Here is a 21011-nt window from a genome sequence, read left to right as displayed (position 1 = left end):
GTAAGCTCAAGCGCTATTGATACCCCAGTATCCCAGTAAATTCAATTGCAGGCCTCGACACTCGCCCAATAAAAAGCCCGCAATGCGGGCATTTTATTGTCAGAAAACGGAACCTAGAGCTAGCCTTTGATCGAGCTCGGGCTAATGAAACAGATAGTTCAGCCAGCCTTGCATCCTCAGCAGCACCTTACGCATCACGGCCACATGGGAAAAGTGCTCAGTGTAGACGGCTATCTGACCCGATACCCCGGCAGGGAAGCTTCGCTTGGCCTCGTGATCATCAAGCTCGATCAAGATGATGGCACGCCCCCGAGGCAACAGCGCCATGGAAGAGACCAGTGCCCCCTGAGACTGAAACTCGCCTTCGGCCATGGCTGGCAGCACCTTGGCCACCCTTCCCTTAAACACCTGACCGGGCGCGGCGTCTAAGATCATCTCCGCCTCATCCCCCTCCTTGAGTCGCAGCAGAGAGTTTTGCCAGAAGGCGCCGGCAAAATAGCGATCCTCATCGGGAATGAAACTCACCAAGGAGCGTAGCGGCATAGGCACGGCAATCACTCCTGGGCGTAGTGCCATCTGAGTCACTATGCCGTCGGCCGGTGCCCGCACCACTGTGTGCTCGAGATCATAGATGGCCTTATCCAACTCGGCCCTAATGCCGGCCACCTTGGTATTGACGCCGTCGACATTGGATTCATAGGCCAACCTGACCCTTAGTTCTTCTGAACAGGCCGCGGCTAGCTGGGCCTCAGAGGCCATGTAGAGCTGACGCTTGTTATCCAGCTCGAGCTCGGTGAAGGGCGAATTGGCACCGCCACGCTTGCGCCCCTTCTCGTAACGCTCGAACGCCGACTTGGTACGGTCTCTATCCGCCGTGGCACGCTCCACGCTGGCCTGCGCCGTCTGCCAGGCCGCCTCCAACTGCGGTACCTCAAGCTCGGCCGCTGCCAAGGCCGCGCGCTTTTGCATCACTACCGCCTCGAAGGGCTCGGGATCTATACGAAACAGCACATCCCCCTTCTTCAGGGGCACATTGGGCTTTGCCTCGACGCTGATCACCAGACCGCGCACCGCAGGGTTAATGGGCACGGTGGCAAATACCTGACGAGCATAGGGAGTGTAAGGATGGTTATAGTTCATCAAGAGTACCAAGGCACCGACGATCACTATGCCACCGAGGATCGCCGTGGGCACAGTCCACTTATTGAGCGGGATCTTGAAGATCTTAAAGATGGCGATACAGATAGCGGTATAGGTCAGAATGAGTAACAGATCCATCTTATGACTCCTTCTCTTGCTCAACGGACGGCGTATCGACCACATGCAGGGCCGTTTGCCCGCCCTCGACCGCGCTGAGACGCTGCTCGAGCTTGGCTATGGTCTGGTTGAGCTGTTTTACCTCATCCTCCAGCGCCAGCTCTCGCTCGACCACCTTGTTGAAGCCCCAGCCCCTATCTTCACGATACAGGGTTGCCCAGATCCACAGGAAGGGCCAGATAGCATGCAGGGTAAATAGGCTCACCCAACCGGCAACATGCAGAGCATCTTGCTGCGGATGATTACGCTTCTTGGCTATCTCATAGGGAATATCATGAATGACGATCACCCCATAAAACAGGAAGACGGCGACAAAGATGATGACGCCTAAAGCAAAGTAATCCAGAAACACGGCTCACTCCTTACTCTTAGTTAATCCTTTTAACAGGCGGCGCACCACCCCTTAAGACTGGCGCAAACGAGCAAATCTCTTAACATCACCTTAACTATACTAGCCATAAATTGCTGATATTTCTTTTCTAATTGGTACCATAATCTTGATCCAGTACACACTTGTCGGCGCAAAGGGTCTGCTTCTTACTGACGACGGGGTAAGATGATCCCCAAATAACCTAAGTTGGGCGAACGACCCACTCAAGATAAAAGGTACCCACACCATGATAGGCACACCCTATTCACGCGGCGCGCTGCGCGCCATGCTGCTTGGCTGCGGCGAACTCGGCAAAGAAGTTGCCATCGAACTACAACGCCTGGGCGTTGAAGTCATAGGCGTCGACCGTTACCCAAATGCTCCAGCCATGCAGGTCAGTCACAGGTTTCATGTGATCAATATGCTGGACGGCGAGGCGCTGCGCGCCATCATAGAACAGGAACAGCCTCACCTGGTGATCCCAGAGATCGAAGCCATCGCCACCCAAACCCTGGTTGAGATGGAGGCCCAAGGCCTTAAGGTGATCCCCACGGCAAAGGCCACCCAGCTCACCATGGATCGCGAAGGCATACGCCGCCTGGCAGCCGAGACGCTGGGACTACCCACCTCACCCTATTTCTTCTGCGACACCCAAAACGAATTTGAGCAGGCGGTCGCCGACATAGGCCTGCCCTGCGTGGTTAAACCTGTGATGAGCTCCTCTGGCAAGGGCCAGAGCATCATACGCAGCGAGGAGGATATTCTCTCGGCCTGGCGTTATGCCCAGGAGGGCGGCCGCGCCGGTGGCGGCCGGGTGATAGTCGAGGGTTTCGTGCCCTTCGACTATGAGATCACCCTGCTCACCGTCAGCGCCGTCAACGGCATCCACTTCTGCGACCCTATCGGCCATCGCCAGGAAGATGGTGACTACCGCGAGTCCTGGCAGCCCCAGGCCATGTCTGATGCCGTGCTCGCCAAGGCACAGGAGATAGGGCGTAAGGTAGTCGAGGCGCTGGGCGGTTATGGCCTGTTCGGCGTCGAACTGTTTATCAAGGGAGAGGAGGTCTACTTCTCCGAAGTGTCCCCTCGCCCTCACGATACCGGCTTGGTAACGCTGATCAGCCAAGATCTGTCTGAGTTCGCCTTGCATGTGCGGGCCATCTTAGGCCTGCCTATTGCCAACATAGCACAACATGGCCCATCGGCCTCAGCCGTGATCCTGGCAGAGGGTACCAGCCACAACATAGGCTATCAGGGGATGGCGCAGGCGCTCGTTGAGCCCAACACCCAGCTACGCCTGTTCGGCAAGCCGGATATCGACGGTCGCCGCCGTCTCGGTGTCGGCCTGGCCCGCGGGGAAAGCATTGATAACGCCATCGACAAGGCGCTCAAGGTTGCCGCTCAGGTAGAAGTTTTGCTGGATTAAATCCTCCGCAAGTGAAATCAAAAAAAAGGGCGCCTCTTCTTCTCAAGAATCAGGCGCCCTTTTCTTTTCAACCAGATGACCTTGGTTTAATTCACCTGATTAATCAGTTGCCCCGCCAGATAGCCCTTGAGGTTATCGACGGCAATGGTCAGCAGATTCTGCCTCGCCTCCCTGGTCGCCCAGGCATTATGGGGGCTGATGCTGATATGAGGCGCACTCAGCAGCGGATTGTCAGCCTGTGGCGGCTCACTCGATAAGACATCCACCCCGGCGGCGGCAATTTCCCCCTGCTCCAAGGCATCGGCCAGGGCCTGCTCATCTACCAAACCGCCCCGGGCCGTGTTGATCAAGATAGCACCGGGCTTCATGGCGCTGAGCCGCGCTGAATTGATCAACTGCTGGGTATCCGGCGTCAGCGGGCAGTGCAGCGAGATGATATCGGCGCTGGCAAAGAGCGCCTCACGCTCACACCAGCTAACCCCTTCAGGGAGATCGTGTTTAATAGATCGCGTATTGACCAGCACCCGCATCTGAAATGCCTTAGCAATAGTGGCCACCTGACGGCCTATATCGCCAAAGCCTACCAGCCCCAGCGTCTTCCCCTTGAGAGACTGTAGCGGCGCCAGGGTAAAGCAAAAATCCGGTGCCTGAGACCAGGCCCCGTCTACCACGGCATTATGATGCTCGGCCAGACGCTGGGTGTGATGAAGAATATGCGCAAATACCATCTGGGCCACCGCATCTGGCCCATAGCCAGGTACATTGGTCACCTTGATCCCAAGCTCGCCGGCAGCATCAAGATCCACCACGTTGGTGCCTGTGGCGAGCACGCCGATATACTCGAGCCCAGGCAGGGCCTGAAGTGCGTCGGCATCGAGCACTGTCTTATTGGTCAGCAACACCTGCGCCCCTTGAGCGCGATCTAGGAGTTCGGCCGGGGAGGTTCTGTCAAAACAGCGAAACTCGCCCAGCGCCGCCAGGGGCTGCCAATCGAGATCGCCAGGATTGAGGGTGTAGCCATCGAGTACCACTATCTTCATTAAGATTGCTCGCTTATGGGTTAAAAGGTGTATTTGAATCCGGCGTTAACCTGGCCCTGCCACATGACATCGGCACTGATATTCCAGATACAACGGTTGGCATCGCAAAATAGCGAATTATCGCTATCGATAAAGGTGGCGTAACCACGGCCATCGGCAAACAGGCTGAAGTTATCGCCCATCAGGTATTCCACCCCACCACCTATCCCCATGGAAAAACGCGACTCGTCGGAGAAATCGCCCGATGGTCTCATCTGCGTCATGCCGACGCTGACGGTCACATAGGGACGCAAATTTCCCTTGGGAAAATAGAGCGAACCGCCAAAGTGGGCATAGTCCAACTGCAGTTTCGCCAAGCGATTGGGGTTGAACATGCCCGCGGCATGCATATCTGTGCTCTGGTGACTGTAAAGCAGGTAGATATCGCCTGGGTCCCGGGTCTTCATCCCCACTATGATACCGTAATGGCTGGAATCCTTGATGCTGACCTCGCCCCGGGTATTGGTGCCTACGTCTGTGGCGTCGAGTTCACTGGCCCCGAAGCTATAACCGCCGAAGGGGGCAACGTAGATATCCGATTGAGCCCAGGCCCCTCCGGCTAGCATCCATGTTAAGAGACCTGTCAATAAGATCTGTCTTGTTCGCATCATCGCCCTCTCCTTAGTTAGCTAATGTTCATCTCATCCCACGATCTTGCTTCACTCTGTCGTAGGCGGCCTGAATATCCTGCGCCTTCTGTTTGGCCAGCTCCATCATCTCGGCGGGTAACCCCTTGGCAACCAGTTTGTCGGGATGGTGCTCGTTCATCAGCTTGCGATAAGCTCGCTTCACCTGCTGATCCGAGGCCTGCTCGGTGAGTCCCAATACCTCATAGGCATCATTGATTGAGGTCTGCTGACGACCGTGACGCTGAAAGTTAACCTCCGCCTGCCAACGCTTGAGCAGTTCATCGAGTTGCTCGCGACTAAAGCCCAGCTCCTGCGCCACGGTTAAGAGTATGGCATGTTCTTTGGCATCTAGCTCGGCGTCCGACAGTGCCGTCTGGATCTGAATTTCCAGAAACATCTGCAGCAGCTCCCGCCGTCCCATGGAGATCAATCTGAAGGTACGCAGCGATGCCTTAAGGTCGAAGTCGGCCGCCTTACCTTGGGTAAAGGCCGCCTGGGCCTCGCGGCGGGCATCGCCGCTGAGGCGCAGCTGATCCATCAGCGCGGTCGCTAAGCGAATATCATTCTCTGTGACCTGGCCCGAGGCCTTGGCCACATGACCCATCACCGCAAATGCGGTATTGAAGAACAGCGCCTGACGATCGCTGCCCTTGCCCACCAAAGCCTCCACCTCACCACGCTTCTTGTCATAGAGGTGCCCGAGCCAGAGACCTATGATTCCGCCTATGATGCGACCAAACATGAAACCTATGGCAAAACCGAAAAACTTACCCCAAATCTTCATCTAACAACCTTTATTGTGTTCTTGTGCCGCCCTTAACTCGGCGTCCAGTGACTCCAGCCTTTGCAGCGTACCCACGTCGCACCAGAGATGTCGATAGTGCTCGCCACCGATCAGCCCCTGCTGCATCTTGGCTCTTAACAGCGGCGCCAGACCAAAACGCCCGCTGGGGGTGCCATCGAAGAAACGTGGATGATAGATGGCCATGCCGGAAAAGGTCAGCCTAGGTTCACGGTTATCGAATACCTTCCCCTTCTCCAAGGCAAAATCCCCTTCAGGATGCTGCTTAGGGTTATCCACCAACCAGAGATAAGCCTCATGCTCACTCATCAACTCGGTAATACTTGCGGTATCGAGCGCCACATCCAGCGACTGGCCTTTCACTGTGGGCAGGCTGTCGATGTAGACATCACCATTGAGCACCAGAAAAGGTTCATCCCCCAGCAGCGCCAGCGCCTGCTTGATGCCACCACCTGTCTCTAGGGCTTGTGTCTCTGGACTGTAGCAGATGCTCACGCCCCAGTCGCTGCCATCCCCCAGACTGGCCTCGAGCTTGTGGCCCAACCAGGCGTGGTTGATCACTATCTCTGTAATACCAAGAGCCGCGAGGCGCTCAATGTGATAGACGATGAGCGGCTTTCCCGCCACCTCTGCCAGGGGTTTAGGAAGCGTATCGGTCAGGGGGCGAAGACGTTCACCACGACCGGCCGCGAGTATCATGGCTTTCATCACTGTGCCTCCGATTTGCTTGTCAGTTGAGACAGCTTGTCGCTCGTCATATGCGGCACAACCTCACACCTCAACCAGGCAACAAACGGCTCAAACTCAGGGTATTTCGCCCCTATGTCACACACATAATCTAACGTCAGCGGAATATCTTTAAGGTAACCCGGCTTGCCATCGCGATAGTTGAGGCGGCAGAAGATCCCTGCCGCCTTGAGGTGGCGCTGCATCCCCATGAGATCGAACCAGCGGCGATACTGAGCCAAATCCACCTTATTTCCTATACGCCCCAGGGCGCGGGCCTGCTTATAGTGCAGCTCAAGCAAGGGCTCGACCACAGCGTTTGGCCAGCGCACATAACAGTCGCGCAGCAGGGAAACTGCGTCATAGGTGATGGGACCTAAGACAGCATCTTGAAAATCGATCACCGCCAGCTTGCCATCACATAGCATGAGATTGCGGCTGTGGTAATCCCTGTGCATACCCACCTTGGGCTGCTGGGCGACATTATCGATAAGCAGGCCGAAACAGTCATAAATCATCTGCCGGGTCTGGCTGTCGAGGCTCAGCTGCAGATGATGTTCAAGCAGCCACTCTACAAAAATATTCAGCTCACGCAGCACGAAGGCGTCGTCATAGTCGGGCAAGGGCTGCCCAGCCGACGAGGTGATGGTCTGTATCTCGTCGAGCAGCCCCAACGCCTTACCATAATGGTGACCGACGTTATCAAGGGTGAGCACCTCGAGCAGCTGAGTATCGCCGAGATCCGAGAGCAGCAGAAAGCCTTGTGCCATATCTGCGGCCTTAACCTCTGGCGCCAGGATGCCATGGTCACAATAGGCGTTTGCGAGGGCGATAAAAGGGGCGACGGGCACCAGATCCGGCGGTGAGTCCATGGCGATAAAAGTCTGGTTTGAACACTTAACACGATAGTAGCGGCGGAAACTGGCGTCACCGGAAATTAAGGCTATCTGAGCCTCATCGCCTAAAGTTCGCGCTATCCATGAATTAAGGGCAAGAAATCTTGGATCTGACAAGGGCACCTCATGGCTCTTAGAAGAAAATTGCTTTATTATAAAGCAAAATAGAAACAGCAATTAAGATGATTCTATCTCTTTTGCTAAGTTGCTTCCCAAGAGGGATGCAACTATTCTCACCGATAACTTGTCTAGACTAAGAAACCACAAAAACGATAAAAGATGCATATCCGTTACTTATTGGCATTGGCGCTACTCCCGCAGCTAGTCTTGGCAGACGAATCGGAAACCACTCCCGCGCCCGGTGCCCAGTGTCTGGTACTTCCGCCCGTACCTATCCCAGAGCCCACCACAGACGAGCGTCCCCTAGATCTGCAGCAGATTAAGATCGTTTCCGACTCGTCGGCAGCCAAGATGGGCGATAAGGCCAGTTTCCAGGGAGATGTGACTTTCAGCCAGGGTGGCCGCCATATCGCCGCCGACAGCGCAGTATTGGATCAGGCCAACGAACGCCTGGACGCCAACGGTAACCTGGTGTTCCAGGACAATATGTTTACCGTCACGGCAGACTCCCTCAGCGCCGAAATGCGCACCAACAGCGCACAGCTTCAGGGTGCCCAGTATTGGCTCCATGGTCAGCAGATCCACGGCGAAGCGGAAAACCTGGAGATCACTCAGGACAACAACCTGCACCTGTCAAATACCAACTTTACGACCTGTCCTCCGGGCGATAGCTCCTGGCTGCTGGAAGCAGAGACTATCAAGATAGACAGCAGCGAAGAGTGGGGCGAACTCTGGGATGCCAAGCTCAAGATAGGCGATGTGCCCGTCTTCTATCTGCCCTATATGACGATTCCGGTATCGGAGAAGCGCAAAACTGGCTTCCTGTTCCCGTTTTTCAGCACCAGCACCACCAATGGTGTCGAGGTAGCGACTCCCTACTACTGGAACATAGCCCCCGAGTATGACCTCACCTTCACTCCGCACTATATGTCGGCTCGCGGCCTGTTCCTCAAGTCGGAGTTTCGCTATCTCGCCGGAGAGGCCCAGCAGGGACAGTTAAATATAGAGTACCTGAGCAACGACAATCTGGTGCCTAACCGCGCCGACCGTTACCTCTACCACTGGCAGCATCAAGGTGCCATCGCCGACAACTGGCGGGTACTGGCCAACTTTACCAATGTGTCAGACAACAACTACTTCAACGACCTGCCCTCAGACGTGTTGCGCGCCACCGACAACCAACTCTCTCGCATCGGTGAGATCGCCTACTTCGAAGATAACTGGGACATGTCAGCCAGGGTGCAGGACATCAAGGTACTGGGCGAAGAGGAATCCCCCTATCAGGTCATGCCACAGGTTGGCTTTAATTATCGCGCCCCCGGTCTTTGGCAGGGCATAGACTTCAACCTCATGGGGGAAGCCAGCAACTTCCGTCATAAGGACGACCAATATGCCACCGCTAGCCGTCTGCATTTCGAACCCAGCGTATCCTTGCCTATCCACGGCCCCGCGGGCTCGCTGACCAGTGAGCTTAAGCTGCTGCAGACCAACTATTGGCAGGACACCAAGAACTACACAGGCACCCAGCCGCTGGACAGCTCGGTGAGTCGTACCCTGCCTCAGGTGCGTATCCACGGTCAGATCAATTTCGAGCGTTTCACCGACTACTTCGACGTCAACTACCGTCAGACCCTGGAACCCCAGTTCCAGTATCTGTACGTCGGCTATGAAGACCAGTCCAACATAGGCATCTATGACACCGCGCTGCTGCAGGAAGACTACTACGGCCTCTTCAGGGATCGCCGCTTCTCGGGTCTGGACCGTATCGCCGACGCCAACCAGATGACTCTGGGTCTCACCACACGCCTGTTTGACGATCATAACCTTGAGCGCTTCAAATTCAGCCTGGGTCAGATCTACTACTTCGAGGACAGCAAGGTTGGCATCACAGATCCCTCCCGTCCCAACGAGATCTTTAAGCAGGAGAATACCTCAAACTCTGTGCTGGCGGCGGAGCTGAATACTCAGCTCTACAGCGATTGGTTCTTGAGCGGTGCCATTCAATATGACACCAAAAACAAGAACAACAAGAAGAGTGAGGTCACCCTGGATTTCCGCCCCGGGGTCAACAAGCTGCTACAGCTAAGCTACCGTTATGTACCCGATTTAGTTAACAGCAACACCAACGAATCTGTTAATGTGTCGCAAACCGGCTTGCGCACCGCCTGGCCGATTAACGACAACTGGTATATCGTGGGCAACTGGTATTACGATCTCAATGAAAATCGAAGCGTCGAGACCTACACAGGATTTCAGTACGAATCTTGTTGCTGGGCGGTGCGCTTAAGTTATCATTACCGCATTAAAACCAACTACGATGACAACCTGGATCCGACGTTTAACGACAGAGAGCTGTTTGAAAGCGGCTTCTACCTGAACTTTGTGATCAAGGGATTAGGTGGCTCCGGCCCGCTAGGGGTATCGGACATGCTTAACGATGGCCTGTTTAACTATCGCAAGCCGCTCTACCTGAAAAACTAGTTTTGATATTTTAATCGGCTTTGCGCTGAACCTAGATACGGACTTGTAGTCCAATCAGAATAGTCGAATTAGATACTCGGCCGACACCTGTGTCGACCGACCTGAATATGCCAAGGATTTTTGTGGATGAAACCCTGTAAACAACTGATTTTTGCTTTACTTACATTGGCGATGAGCCACGGCGCAATGGCCGAGAACGTTCCTCTGGATAGGGTGACGGTTCAGATCAACGAAGGCATAGTGCTGGAAAGCGAAATCGTCAACATGTTGAAGACAGTCAAAGCCAACGCAAAAGCCGCCGGCCAGTCACTCCCTTCAGACAAGGCGCTGCGCACTCAGGTGATCGAACGTCTTATCGTGACCCGTCTGCAGCTACAGATGGCCGATCGCATCGGTCTGCATATCGGTGACCTGCAACTGGACCAGACCATAGAAAACATCGCCAAGGAGCAGAAGATGACTCCTGAGATGATGCGTGAAAAGGTTGAGGCCGAGGGCATGAGCTGGAGCCAATACCGCGAGCAGCTCAGAGAAGAGATCACCCTGGGCGAGATCCAACGTATTCAGGTTCAGCGCCGTATTCAGGTCTCCCCACAGGAGATCAACAGCCTGGTTAAGCTTATTGAAGAGCAAGGGATGCAACAGGTGGAATACCAGATCGGTCACATCTTGATCGAGGTGCCCAGCAGCCCCAACAGCGAACAACTTGAGGCCGCCAGCAGCCGCGCCAACGCCGTGCTCAAGCGTCTGCAAAGCAATGCCGACTTCAAACAGACAGCCATCGCCTCTTCTTCAGGCCCTAAGGCCCTTGAAGGCGGTATCTGGGATTACATGAACGTCAATGAGATGCCAACCCTGTTCGCCGAACTGTTAGTGGGCGCCAAGACGGGCGACATCATAGGTCCGGTACGCAGTGGCGCCGGTTTCCACATCATCAAGGTGATGGATGCCCGCGGCCTGCAGACCAAAGAAATTGACGAAGTGCGTTCTCGCCATATACTGATCAAGCCGTCACCTATCCTGTCGGAAGAACGTGCCAAGGCAATGCTCGACAAGTTTGCAGACCAGCTGAGAAGCGGTGAGGCCGACTTTGCCACCCTGGCTCGTCAATATAGCGAAGATCCAGGTTCGGCTGCCAAGGGCGGCGAGTTAGGCTGGGCAGACCCCACCGTCTATGTACCGGCCTTCGCACAGACATTAGGCGCATTGAAGATCAACGAGATCAGTGAGCCATTCCGCTCTAGCCACGGCTGGCACATAGTGCAGCTGGAAGAGAGACGCAGGACGGATGCGACAGATAAATTTAACACTAATCGGGCACACCAGCTCATCTTCCGCCGTAAGTTTAATGAAGAATTACAAAACTGGCTGGATGAAATGCGAGCAGAGGCTTACATTGAAGTATTCGATGCCGATTTCAATCGAGGTTAATCATATTGACGACTAAACGCATCGCCATCACACCGGGAGAACCTGCCGGTGTGGGTCCAGACTTAGTCATTCAACTTGCTCAGCGCGCTTGGCCCGCTGAGCTTGTTGTTTGTGCAGATCCCACTTTGCTGACCAGTCGCGCCAAGCAGATCGGCTTGCCGATACAGCTGCGCCCCTTCCAGCCCAATCAGCCCCCTAAGCCGCAGGAAGCTGGTACCTTAACCATAGTTCCCTTCCCGCTGGTCAACGAGGCGGTGTGCGGTAAGCTCGATGAACTGAACAGCAGCTATGTGATCGATACCCTGGCCTATGCCGGTGAGAAGAACATGAATGGCGAGTTCGATGCCGTTGTCACGGGTCCTGTGCACAAGGGGATAATCAACCAGGCAGGCATTCCCTTTAGCGGCCATACCGAGTTTTTTGCCCATCAGGCTAACTGTCAGGATGTGGTGATGCTACTCGCGGCGCCGGGCCTACAGGTGGCGCTGGTGACAACCCATATTCCGCTGGCCTATGTGTCTAAGGCGATCACCCGTGACCGCCTGCATCAGATCATCAAGATTTTACATCAGGATCTGGTCACAAAGTTTGCCCTCAAAGATCCTAAGATCTATGTCTGTGGCCTCAACCCCCATGCGGGTGAAGATGGCCATCTGGGCCGCGAAGAGATAGATGTGATTATCCCCGCGCTCAACGAGCTGCGCGAGCAGAATATGAATATCGTCGGGCCGCTGCCCGCCGACACCCTGTTCCAACCTAAGTACCTGGAAGATGCCGACGTGATCCTTGCCATGTATCACGATCAGGGCCTGCCGGTATTAAAATCACAAGGATTTGGCAGCTCGGTCAACATCACTTTAGGCCTGCCCTATATCCGCACCTCGGTCGATCACGGTACGGCCCTGGAGCTGGCCGGCACAGGCAAGGCCGACATAGGCAGTTTTGTCTGCGCGCTAAACAAGGCTATCGAACTAGCCACCAAGAATGAGTCACTTAAAGAGTAGTAATGAGTAATAAAGTACATTTAGGCCACACGGCGAGAAAACGTTTCGGACAAAACTTTTTGACCGACAGCAATGTGATCAACCGTATCGTCGGCGCCATCTCGCCCGATAACGATCACGTGATGGTCGAAATCGGCCCAGGCCTGGCGGCACTTACCGAGCCGGTAGCCGAAAGCATCGACAAGCTCACTGTGGTCGAGCTGGATAAAGATCTGGTCGAGCGTCTACAGACACATCCGTTTCTCAAGGATAAGCTGGAGATCCATCAGGGCGATGCACTGAAATTCGACTTCATGCAACTGGTCGAGGACGGCAAGCAGATGAAGGTGTTTGGCAACCTGCCCTACAACATCTCCACCCCGCTGATGTTCCATCTGTTTGAGTTTGCCGAGCATATCGAAAATATGCACTTCATGTTGCAAAAAGAGGTGGTGTTGAGACTGTCTGCCGCGCCAGGCACTAAAGCCTATGGCCGTTTGACCGTGATGGCACAATATTTCTGTCAGGTGATGCCGGTACTCGAAGTACCACCTGGCTGCTTCACACCGCCACCTAAGGTCGACTCTGCCGTGGTCAGACTCGTGCCCTACAAAGATAAGCCTTATCCTTGTAAGGATGTGGATCTGCTAAGGCACCTGTGTACCACCGCCTTTAACATGCGACGTAAGACGCTACGCAACAATCTCAAGCAGTTGTTAAGCGATGACGACTTCAGTGTGCTAGGCATAGATGCCAGCAAGCGCCCTGAGCAGATCACGGTGCAACAATATGTCGCCATGGCCAACCACCTGGTCGATAAACGCCAAGCCTAATCATGACAGAGGCGCAACATGCGCCTCCCACCCGTTAACCTTTTAGGGATCCGAATGAAACAACTCGAATCCTCAATCAGGATTGAGGTCAAAACCGACTATATCGAAGAGCAATCTTCGCCCGAAGAAGAGAGATACCTGTTCAGCTACACTATCACCATAGTCAACTTAGGGGATGAAGACGTCACCCTTAAGAGCCGCATGTGGTGCATCACGGATGCCAACGGCCATGAAAGCAAGGTCGAGGGTGCCGGTGTAGTTGGCGAGACGCCCACTATCGCACCCAATACCGCCTATCAATACACGAGTGGCACTGTGTGCGAGACCCCCTTTGCCGTCATGCAGGGCCACTATGTGATGGTGACCAAGCGAGGTGAGACCTTCAAGGCCCCCATCGCCCCCTTCCGTCTAGCGGCCCCTGGCCTGCTGCATTAACCTTAAGCGAGCCGAGAGCATCTATGGCAACATATTTCGTGGGCGATATTCAGGGCTGCTTCGATGAGCTCCAGGCCCTGCTTGCCAAGGTGGCCTTCAATCCTTCCAAGGACGAGCTTTGGGTCGTCGGCGACATGGTGGCCAGGGGGACTCAATCTCTGGAGACGCTACGCTACCTTAAGGGGCTTGAGGGTTCGGTAAAACCAGTGCTAGGCAATCACGACCTGCACCTGATGGCGCTACACGCCAAGGTGAAACGCGTCAACCCCAAGGATAACCTGGGCGCCCTGCTAGAGGCCCCGGATCTAAACCAGCTCATCGACTGGCTCAGGCTACAGCCCCTGGCGCGGGAGCTAGAGAGCCACGCTATCCTCATGGCCCACGCCGGCATCCCGCCCCAGTGGGACGTCAAGACCGCCCTAGAGGAGTCCCGTGAGGTACAACAGGCGCTGGCAGAGGATGACTACGTAGAAGGGCTCATCGCCAGGATGTACACCAACTCCATCAGCGAGTGGCATCCCCAAGCGAAGGGACTCAATCGTCTCGTCTATACCATCAACGCCCTGACCAGAATGCGCTTTCTGCACAGTGATGGTCGATTGGACTTCGACTGTAAGCTACCACCAAGCGAAGGAGAGAAGACGGGACTGACCCCTTGGTATAAACAGCCGGGACGAGCCATGGAGCGCCATACTTTGGTCTTCGGCCATTGGGCGGCATTGATGGGACAGGTGGATAGGCCAGGACTGCAGGCGCTGGATACCGGATGCTGTTGGGGACAATATTTAACCCTCTGGCATCTTGAATCGAATCAAAAAATTACCCAAAATAAGTTAAAAAAGAGTTAAACTAACAGCTAGTTTGGCCGATAAAAAATAAGCGGATTTTACCGCCCTACCCTGAAAATATGTTATTTAATTAGGGATATAACAACAAAAACCGGAGTGCCCTATGAAATTGAATGTCGCCACTCGTGTCATCGGTGGATTTAGTGTCGTCACCTTACTGCTTATCGTCTTAGGCGTGGCGTCCCTGATCACCAATGACAGCATCAAGAGCAGCACCCTCGTTTTGCAAGAGCTCAGCCTTCCAGCCCTAAAAAGCAGCAATGGCCTGACACAGAAGCTTGCACTTCAGGAAAAGCAGCTACTGGTGGCCTTCCATAGCAAGCAATCCAAAGAACTGCCTCAGGTTCGTAACCAATTCACCGGCCTAAGCAAAGGCTTCCTCAGCGAGCTGGACCAACTCAACCGCATCATTCAGGGCCATGGAGACAATCTTGGGGGGCAGATCAAGACTCTCAGAGCCAACTACCAAGCCTTCAACGACAATAGCCTCAAGATGATGCAGGCCAGAGAACAGTCGCTACAGACTCAGGAATCCCTACTCGACAGCCTGGAAAACCTCGAGGTCGCGGCTGACGATACCGCCTCCCTGCTACTAGACCTTATCGATCTAGAGATGAGTGAAGACCCCACCGAGCGGGAGATTGCCGCCACCGCCAGTAACATAGACAACAGTTTCAGCAACCTGATCACCAGCAGCTATGACCTGGTCAACACCAAAGAAAAGTCTAAGTACGAGACCATCCTCAAGGAGCTCGACTACATCATCAGCGAGGCCCAAAACAAGCTGGAGTATGTAGGCCGCCACTGGGAAGGTGTTATCGACGAGGAGATGCTGGAGAATATCAACACAGAGGCCGGCAAGGTCTTTGCCATGCTCAATGGCCCACAGTCGATTCTCAAACGCAAGGGTCAACAACTCGATTTTAACCTGCAGGCCGGGCAATTGCTCAACACAGTGGAGTCCAACGCTACTGCCGTCAACCAGAGCATGGGCAGCCTGAACAAGGCAATCGAATCTACCTCTCAGGAAGTCAGCGTCAAGGCGATCGACGAGGTCGACAGCGCCAGCTACAAGACCTTGGCATTGGTCTTAATTGCCATCCTAGTCGCCGTGCTGGTTAGTATCGCGGTGATCCGCCCGCTTAAGCACTCCCTGGATAAGGTCAATAACGCCCTCAATATCCTGGCGTCGGGTAATCTGACCCACAAGCTTGACGATAGTGGCCATGATGAGTTTGCCGAGCTATCTGGCAACTGTAACCGACTGGTCGATAGCCTGCGCACCCTGATTCAAGGCATCCTGGACCGTTCCAACCAACTGGCCGCCGCCGCCGAAGAAACCTCGGCCATCACGGCGCAAACCACGGCAGGCATTCAGGAGCAGAAGAACCAGGTCGATCAGGTTGCCACAGCCACCACTCAGCTAAGCTCCAGTGCCATGCAGGTCAACACCAGTGCCGATGAGGCCTTAAACCAGATCAGACAGGCCGATGAAGAGGCGCAACACATGCGCGCCATCGCCGATGAGAATAAGCGCACCATTCTGGCGCTGGCCGACGAAGTGGCCAAGGCGGGCCAGGTGATCAACAAGGTACATTCTGACAGCGCCTCTATCGGCTCGATTCTGGATGTGATCCGAGGTATCGCCGAGCAAACCAACCTGCTGGCGCTGAACGCCGCCATTGAGGCCGCCAGGGCCGGCGAACAGGGACGAGGCTTCGCCGTTGTTGCCGACGAGGTACGCAGCCTGGCATCACGCACCCAAGACTCGACCCAAGAGATCCAGCAGATGATTCAGGTGCTGCAACAGGGCACTCAGGAGGCCGTCTCCGTGATGGAGCTGGGCCGTCAACAAGCCACAAGTTGCGTAGAGAAGACTGAGCAGGCCAACGTTGCCCTGGAGAGCATTAGCAATGCGGTGCACTATGCCCATGACTCAGGCACGCATATTGCCAATGCGGCCCAGGAGCAGAACCTGGTAAGCCAACAGGTCTCAGAGAAACTCGAGCATATCGCATCGATCTCCGAAGAGACGGCCACAGGTGCCGATCAGACGGCTCAGTCGAGCCATCAGGTGGCCCAGCTTGCCGAAGAGCTACAGGCCTCAGTGGGTGAATTTAAGGTCTAAAAATATCTCAGACTGGCATCAAAAAACCGGACATCGAGTCCGGTTTTTTTGTGCTAAATAAAGCTTAACTAAAGGTCTTTACGCAGATTAGTTGCCAGCGAGTCGATCTTTGATCGCTGCAGTGATAGGGCTGCCGCCATGGCCGTTACCCTCGGCCCATTCCACCACGGTCAAGCCATCGGCTTCCTTAGCACTTAACTCACTGGTAGAGAGACGTTTACTCATGAACTCACCCACATCGCTGGCACCACTCTTCATGGCGAAACGCAGCAGACTGTCCCCATTACAGCTCAGCCCTTCATACACGTTACGCAGCTTAACGCGTGCTTCTTTCAATTTCTTACGCAAACGGTTTTTATCATCGGCCTGAACATAGTTACAGATGTTGGCAACGAGCTGATCGTTGGCCTTAACCGGTGCAGGAAGGGTATAAGCAGAGGCTGCAATTACCACAGCTAACGTAGTCGGTAAAAAACGCATCGGGTACTCCTATAATATTTATTATTTTTTTCAGTAGAATACCGCTAACACAGTACTCTAAAGACAACTCGGGGTATCACCTTACGTTAACATTTTTTCACCAAATTGATAAAGCGATATTCCAAACCTTTATCATTTATGTGTGATTCACTGTTAAGACACTGCCAACTGCCATCATCCCAATCGGGGAAGTGAGTATCCCCCTCTACATCGAGATTGATCTCGGTCAGATACAAGCTATCGGCCTGTGGCAATAGCTCGGCGTAAAGCTGACCACCACCTATCACCACTAGCTCCTCACAGCCTTTAACCACTTCCTTGGCCTGTTCGAAAGAGGTCACACAGGTCACCCCCTCGATAACCAGATCTTTTTGCCGACTCACCACCAGGTTATGGCGGCCCGGTAGGGGACGGCCGATGGATTCGAAGGTCTTACGGCCCATGACCACAGGCTTGCCTAGCGTCATCTGTTTAAAGTGACGCAGGTCTTCCGGTAGATGCCAGGGCATCTGATTATCTTTGCCGATAACCCGGTTATTTGCCATCGCGGCAATCATAGCTATTTTCATGGGCTCTCCAACGGTCTTATGCCGTTTCTAGGGTTAAGAATTAGATCACTGGACGGGTGCGAAAATAGAGCAGACTCGGCATGGCGAGTCCGACAGATAACGCCCCTAAGATGAAGATAGTCTTCAAACCATTGCTGATCACCTCGGCGGTCAACTCTGGGCTAACCTCAGACTGGGCAGACAGCTGCACCAAGGCGATCACTGTGTTGTAGGCATAGGTTCCCGGGATCATGGGAATGATCGCCGCCACGGCGTACATCAAGGGTGGCGCCAGATGTTTCTTGGCAAAGCCTATGGTCAACACCCCCACCAGGGCTGCCGCTGCGAAGGTACACCACTCTATCGGCATACCAAAATGTAACAGCAGGGTGCGCAGGCTATGGCCCAGGGCGCCTGCTAAGGCGCAGTAAGGCAAGAAGCGTCTAGGCACATTGAACACCATGGCGAATCCCACCGCAGGGACGGCCGAGAAGGCCGCATCATTTAGCAGTTTCAGCAGAAGATCCATCATAGAAAGAGTCCTCCAAGCTGCATGGCGATGGTGATCCCGATAACTGACGAGACAGTCAACAGGGTTGCGTGCCCCCAACGGGAGATCCCCACGTTAAGGTGTCCTTTCACCATATCCGAGATGGCATTGATCATGGGAAAACCTGGTACCAACATCAGCACACTGGCGGCCATAGGTAACATAGGCGTATCAGTCAGCTGCAGGTGATAGCCCATCTGCGCCACTAGCGTGGTGATAAAGGCGGTCACGGCAAAGTTCACCAACAGATTGAAATGATGCTTGGCGATAGCCAGACGCACCGACATACCCACTGAACTTGCAAAGATAGTGATCAACACGGCCATGGTATCGCCACCAAACAGATGGCAGAAACTGCCACAGGAGAGGCCTATCATGGGCACCAGATAACGCCTAGGATAACTCTTGGGCTGGATCCGCGAGACACGTTTGCGCACCTCGTTGAGGCCGTAGATCCCCTTCTCTGTCAGCAGGCAGATGCGCTGCAGCTCGCAGATGATGGTCATATTGATGCCATGCTCACGAATGCGCCGAGTCGTGGTAATACAACGACCGTGCACCAGGCTGGTCAACACCAGGGAATTGGAGGAGATGGAGATCTCGACACTGGCGAGACCTAATGCCTGACCCAGGCGCTGGCTGATCTCTTCGACGAGTTCGGACTCAGCACCATAGGCCAGTAAGAGTTGAGCAACCCGGACTACCTGCCGGGTAATATCATTTTGAGTATCGGCGTACACAATTCTCTCAGAATGAAAGTGGTAACTTAATAAACTTACCTTTGATAGATGATCTCGACATCATAGTCGTCATCATCGAAGTCATCGTCGAAGTCATCATCATAGTCTTCGTTGACCACTTCCTGAGTCTTCTGATGATAGTTATCCCACTTGAACTCGACCTCGGCATCGGGATCTTCCTCGACTTCTGCTGGTAGCGAATCGATGAAGTCCATCAGCTTGAGTGCCAGTTCCTGTGTGCCTTCACGGTTGTAGGCCGAGATACAGTATACCTCACCCTGCCAATCCAGCTCTTGAACTATGCGATCGATACGCTCTTGCAGCTCTTCCTCGAGCAGCAGGTCAGTCTTGTTAAACACCAACCAACGTGGCTTGCTGGCCAGCAGGGGCGAGTGCTTCTCCAACTCTCCCACTATGGCTCGGGCACTGTCGACTGGATCGCTGCCATCGATTGGCTCGATATCCAGAATATGCAACAGCACGCGGCAACGCTCCAGGTGCTTGAGGAAGCGAATACCCAGGCCTGCCCCTTCGGCAGCGCCTTCGATCAGACCGGGGATATCGGCGATCACAAAGCTCTGGCCAGGTCTTGGGGTAACCACACCCAGGTTAGGTACCAAGGTGGTAAATGGGTAGTCAGCTACCTTAGGCTTGGCGCGCGATACGGAGCGAATAAAGGTAGACTTGCCGGCATTAGGCATACCCAGCAGGCCCACATCCGCCAGCAGCATCAGCTCTAGTCTCAGGCTACGCACCTCACCCGGTGTGCCCAGGGTCTTCTGACGCGGCGCGCGGTTGGTACTGCTCTTAAAGCGGGTGTTACCCAAACCGTGGAAGCCGCCTTTGGCAACCAGCAGCTTCTGACCATGGGTCTTGAGATCCCCAAGGGCTTCCTGGGTTTCTTCATCGACGGCGCGGGTACCGACCGGCACCTTGAGGATAAGATCTTTTCCGCCATGACCAGTACAGTCGCGGCCGCGGCCATTCTCACCACGCTCGGCAAAATGAAAACGCTCGAAACGGTAATCGATTAGGGTGTTGAGGTTTTCATCGGCCTGCAGATAGACACTGCCACCGTCACCGCCGTCACCGCCATCAGGGCCGCCATCGGGCACATACTTCTCGCGTCGAAAACTAACGCATCCACTACCGCCATCACCAGCTTCGACTCTGATCACGGCTTCATCGACAAACTTCATACCAACTCCAGGCGCCAAACAATAGACCGATTATACTGCCTATCGAAACTTACCGCCAAAAACAATGATGCAACTGCCCCAGCACAAAGCGGCAGAGACAATATTGGACTGGTGCTGGAGCGATATATTGGCTCATTCACCAGTAATGATTCTTCATAAACAATAAAGCCCCACCAGAGGCAGGGCTTTAGAAACTAGCTTGGGTAGCTAAGTATTAAGCTTCGATGCTAATGAACTTACGGTTCTTAGGACCTTTAACTTCGAACTTAACTTTACCGTCAGTTAGTGCAAATAGAGTATGGTCACGACCGATACCTACGTTAACACCTGCGTGGAACTTAGTGCCACGCTGACGAACGATGATGTTACCAGCTAGAACTGATTCACCACCGAAACGCTTAACACCAAGACGTTTGCTTTCTGAATCGCGGCCGTTACGAGTAGAACCGCCAGCTTTTTTATGTGCCATTAGTCAGACCCCTTATTAAGCGTTGATAGCTGTAATTTTAACTTCGGTGAACCACTGACGGTGGCCCATCTTCTTGTCGTGGTGCTTACGACGACGGAACTTAACGATAGTTACTTTCTCGCCACGGCCATGGCTGACTACTTCAGCAACAACCTTTCCACCTTCAACTAAAGGTGCACCAACGTGTACAGTTTCACCATCTGCAACCAAAAGAACTTGGTCAAATTCGATAGTTTCGCCTGTAGCAACTTCTAATTTTTCTAAACGTACAGTATGGCCTTCAGCAACACGGTGCTGCTTACCACCACTTTGAAAAACAGCGTACATAGCTATTTTACTCCGATATTTCTAGCACGCAGACCCTTTAAGTTTGGCTGGGCGCTATAAAAGCTTTAATGACAATGGTCGCGGAGTTTACGCTAAGTTCGACTGGCTGACAAGTCTTAATTCACTTTGATCAAAAAAAGATCGGAATTACTCGCACAATACTCTTCTACTACTGTCAGAGAAGGCTTTTTTAG

At 54.0% G+C, this 21011-nt stretch carries 22 protein-coding genes; 8 read left to right on the top strand and 14 right to left on the bottom strand.

The genetic code is table 11. The features are described from left to right. Nucleotides 1–141: 141 nt before the first annotated feature. Both GNT65_RS18045 and GNT65_RS18040 read right to left on the bottom strand, forming a co-directional pair. A complete protein-coding gene (locus GNT65_RS18045) occupies nt 142–1278 on the bottom strand; it encodes an HlyD family secretion protein (RefSeq protein WP_160798595.1) in 1137 nt (378 codons plus the stop codon). Between the two features lies 1 nt (nt 1279). Further along, nucleotides 1280–1669 carry a DUF3302 domain-containing protein gene (locus tag GNT65_RS18040; protein WP_160798594.1) on the bottom strand — a complete coding sequence of 130 codons (390 nt, stop codon included), beginning with the start codon at nt 1667–1669 and terminating at the stop codon, nt 1280–1282. Between the two features lie 265 nt (nt 1670–1934). Here GNT65_RS18040 and purT point away from each other — a divergent pair, with 265 nt between their 5' ends. Then, nucleotides 1935–3113 (top strand): formate-dependent phosphoribosylglycinamide formyltransferase, encoded by a 1179-nt coding sequence (gene purT / locus GNT65_RS18035; protein ID WP_160798593.1) that lies wholly within the window; start codon nt 1935–1937, stop codon nt 3111–3113. A gap of 86 nt (nt 3114–3199) precedes the next feature. Here the strand turns inward: purT and GNT65_RS18030 are convergent, their stop codons facing one another. Genes GNT65_RS18030 through GNT65_RS18010 form a run of 5 tightly spaced genes read right to left on the bottom strand, consistent with a single transcriptional unit; the run spans nt 3200 to nt 7368 of the window. Next, complete coding sequence (locus GNT65_RS18030; protein ID WP_160798592.1) at nt 3200–4153, bottom strand: D-2-hydroxyacid dehydrogenase; 954 nt, start codon at nt 4151–4153, stop codon at nt 3200–3202. Nucleotides 4154–4173: 20 nt separating this feature from the next. Next, a complete protein-coding gene (locus GNT65_RS18025; protein WP_160798591.1) occupies nt 4174–4803 on the bottom strand; it encodes an outer membrane beta-barrel protein in 630 nt (209 codons plus the stop codon). Nucleotides 4804–4828: 25 nt separating this feature from the next. Continuing rightward, nucleotides 4829–5605: a co-chaperone DjlA gene (djlA, locus tag GNT65_RS18020; RefSeq protein ID WP_160798590.1), complete on the bottom strand. Its 777-nt coding sequence runs from the start codon at nt 5603–5605 to the stop codon at nt 4829–4831. Next, the gene (murU, locus tag GNT65_RS18015) at nt 5606–6331 is read right to left on the bottom strand and encodes an N-acetylmuramate alpha-1-phosphate uridylyltransferase MurU (RefSeq protein ID WP_160798589.1); all 726 of its coding nucleotides are present in this window, start codon (nt 6329–6331) and stop codon (nt 5606–5608) included. Then, entirely contained in the window at nt 6331–7368 is a 1038-nt protein-coding gene (locus GNT65_RS18010; protein ID WP_160798588.1) for a phosphotransferase, read from the bottom strand. Before GNT65_RS18010 ends, murU begins: the two co-directional genes overlap by 1 nt. Before the next feature lie 156 nt (nt 7369–7524). Between GNT65_RS18010 and lptD the strand changes: the two genes are divergently transcribed. The 7 genes from lptD to GNT65_RS17975 all read left to right on the top strand — a co-directional run bounded on the left by lptD (nt 7525) and on the right by GNT65_RS17975 (nt 16504). Beyond that, on the top strand, nt 7525–9846 hold the full coding sequence (lptD, locus tag GNT65_RS18005) for an LPS assembly protein LptD (protein WP_160798587.1): 2322 nt from the start codon (nt 7525–7527) through the stop codon (nt 9844–9846). A 126-nt stretch (nt 9847–9972) separates the two neighbouring features. Next, a complete protein-coding gene (gene surA / locus GNT65_RS18000; RefSeq protein ID WP_160798586.1) occupies nt 9973–11277 on the top strand; it encodes a peptidylprolyl isomerase SurA in 1305 nt (434 codons plus the stop codon). Nucleotides 11278–11282: 5 nt separating this feature from the next. Continuing rightward, nucleotides 11283–12281 (top strand): 4-hydroxythreonine-4-phosphate dehydrogenase PdxA, encoded by a 999-nt coding sequence (pdxA, locus tag GNT65_RS17995; protein WP_160798585.1) that lies wholly within the window; start codon nt 11283–11285, stop codon nt 12279–12281. Between the two features lie 2 nt (nt 12282–12283). Continuing rightward, on the top strand, nt 12284–13093 hold the full coding sequence (gene rsmA / locus GNT65_RS17990; RefSeq protein ID WP_160798584.1) for a 16S rRNA (adenine(1518)-N(6)/adenine(1519)-N(6))-dimethyltransferase RsmA: 810 nt from the start codon (nt 12284–12286) through the stop codon (nt 13091–13093). Nucleotides 13094–13147: 54 nt separating this feature from the next. Beyond that, the gene (apaG, locus tag GNT65_RS17985; RefSeq protein WP_160798583.1) at nt 13148–13528 is read left to right on the top strand and encodes a Co2+/Mg2+ efflux protein ApaG; all 381 of its coding nucleotides are present in this window, start codon (nt 13148–13150) and stop codon (nt 13526–13528) included. Between the two features lie 23 nt (nt 13529–13551). Next, nucleotides 13552–14376 carry a symmetrical bis(5'-nucleosyl)-tetraphosphatase gene (locus GNT65_RS17980; RefSeq protein ID WP_160798582.1) on the top strand — a complete coding sequence of 275 codons (825 nt, stop codon included), beginning with the start codon at nt 13552–13554 and terminating at the stop codon, nt 14374–14376. A gap of 103 nt (nt 14377–14479) precedes the next feature. Further along, nucleotides 14480–16504 (top strand): methyl-accepting chemotaxis protein, encoded by a 2025-nt coding sequence (locus GNT65_RS17975; RefSeq protein ID WP_160798581.1) that lies wholly within the window; start codon nt 14480–14482, stop codon nt 16502–16504. 87 nt (nt 16505–16591) lie between these two features. On the opposite strand, the gene GNT65_RS17970 is transcribed toward GNT65_RS17975, so the two are convergent. From GNT65_RS17970 to rplU, 7 genes are all read right to left on the bottom strand, one after another. Next, on the bottom strand, nt 16592–16984 hold the full coding sequence (locus GNT65_RS17970) for a DUF3718 domain-containing protein (protein ID WP_160798580.1): 393 nt from the start codon (nt 16982–16984) through the stop codon (nt 16592–16594). 86 nt (nt 16985–17070) lie between these two features. Continuing rightward, on the bottom strand, nt 17071–17553 hold the full coding sequence (gene folA, locus GNT65_RS17965) for a type 3 dihydrofolate reductase (protein ID WP_160798579.1): 483 nt from the start codon (nt 17551–17553) through the stop codon (nt 17071–17073). Nucleotides 17554–17593: 40 nt separating this feature from the next. Beyond that, nucleotides 17594–18064 (bottom strand): threonine/serine exporter family protein, encoded by a 471-nt coding sequence (locus GNT65_RS17960; protein WP_160798578.1) that lies wholly within the window; start codon nt 18062–18064, stop codon nt 17594–17596. Next, entirely contained in the window at nt 18061–18822 is a 762-nt protein-coding gene (locus GNT65_RS17955) for a threonine/serine exporter family protein (protein ID WP_160798577.1), read from the bottom strand. Before GNT65_RS17955 ends, GNT65_RS17960 begins: the two co-directional genes overlap by 4 nt. Before the next feature lie 35 nt (nt 18823–18857). Then, entirely contained in the window at nt 18858–20021 is a 1164-nt protein-coding gene (gene cgtA, locus GNT65_RS17950; protein WP_160798576.1) for an Obg family GTPase CgtA, read from the bottom strand. A 214-nt stretch (nt 20022–20235) separates the two neighbouring features. Continuing rightward, on the bottom strand, nt 20236–20490 hold the full coding sequence (gene rpmA, locus GNT65_RS17945; protein WP_011864676.1) for a 50S ribosomal protein L27: 255 nt from the start codon (nt 20488–20490) through the stop codon (nt 20236–20238). A gap of 15 nt (nt 20491–20505) precedes the next feature. Beyond that, nucleotides 20506–20817 carry a 50S ribosomal protein L21 gene (rplU, locus tag GNT65_RS17940; protein WP_033537952.1) on the bottom strand — a complete coding sequence of 104 codons (312 nt, stop codon included), beginning with the start codon at nt 20815–20817 and terminating at the stop codon, nt 20506–20508. Between the last annotated feature and the right edge of the window lie 194 nt (nt 20818–21011).

The sequence above is a fragment of the Shewanella insulae genome, from assembly GCF_009831655.1.
GTDB classification, from domain to species: domain Bacteria; phylum Pseudomonadota; class Gammaproteobacteria; order Enterobacterales; family Shewanellaceae; genus Shewanella; species Shewanella insulae.
This window is presented reverse-complemented; position numbering and strand designations above follow the sequence as displayed.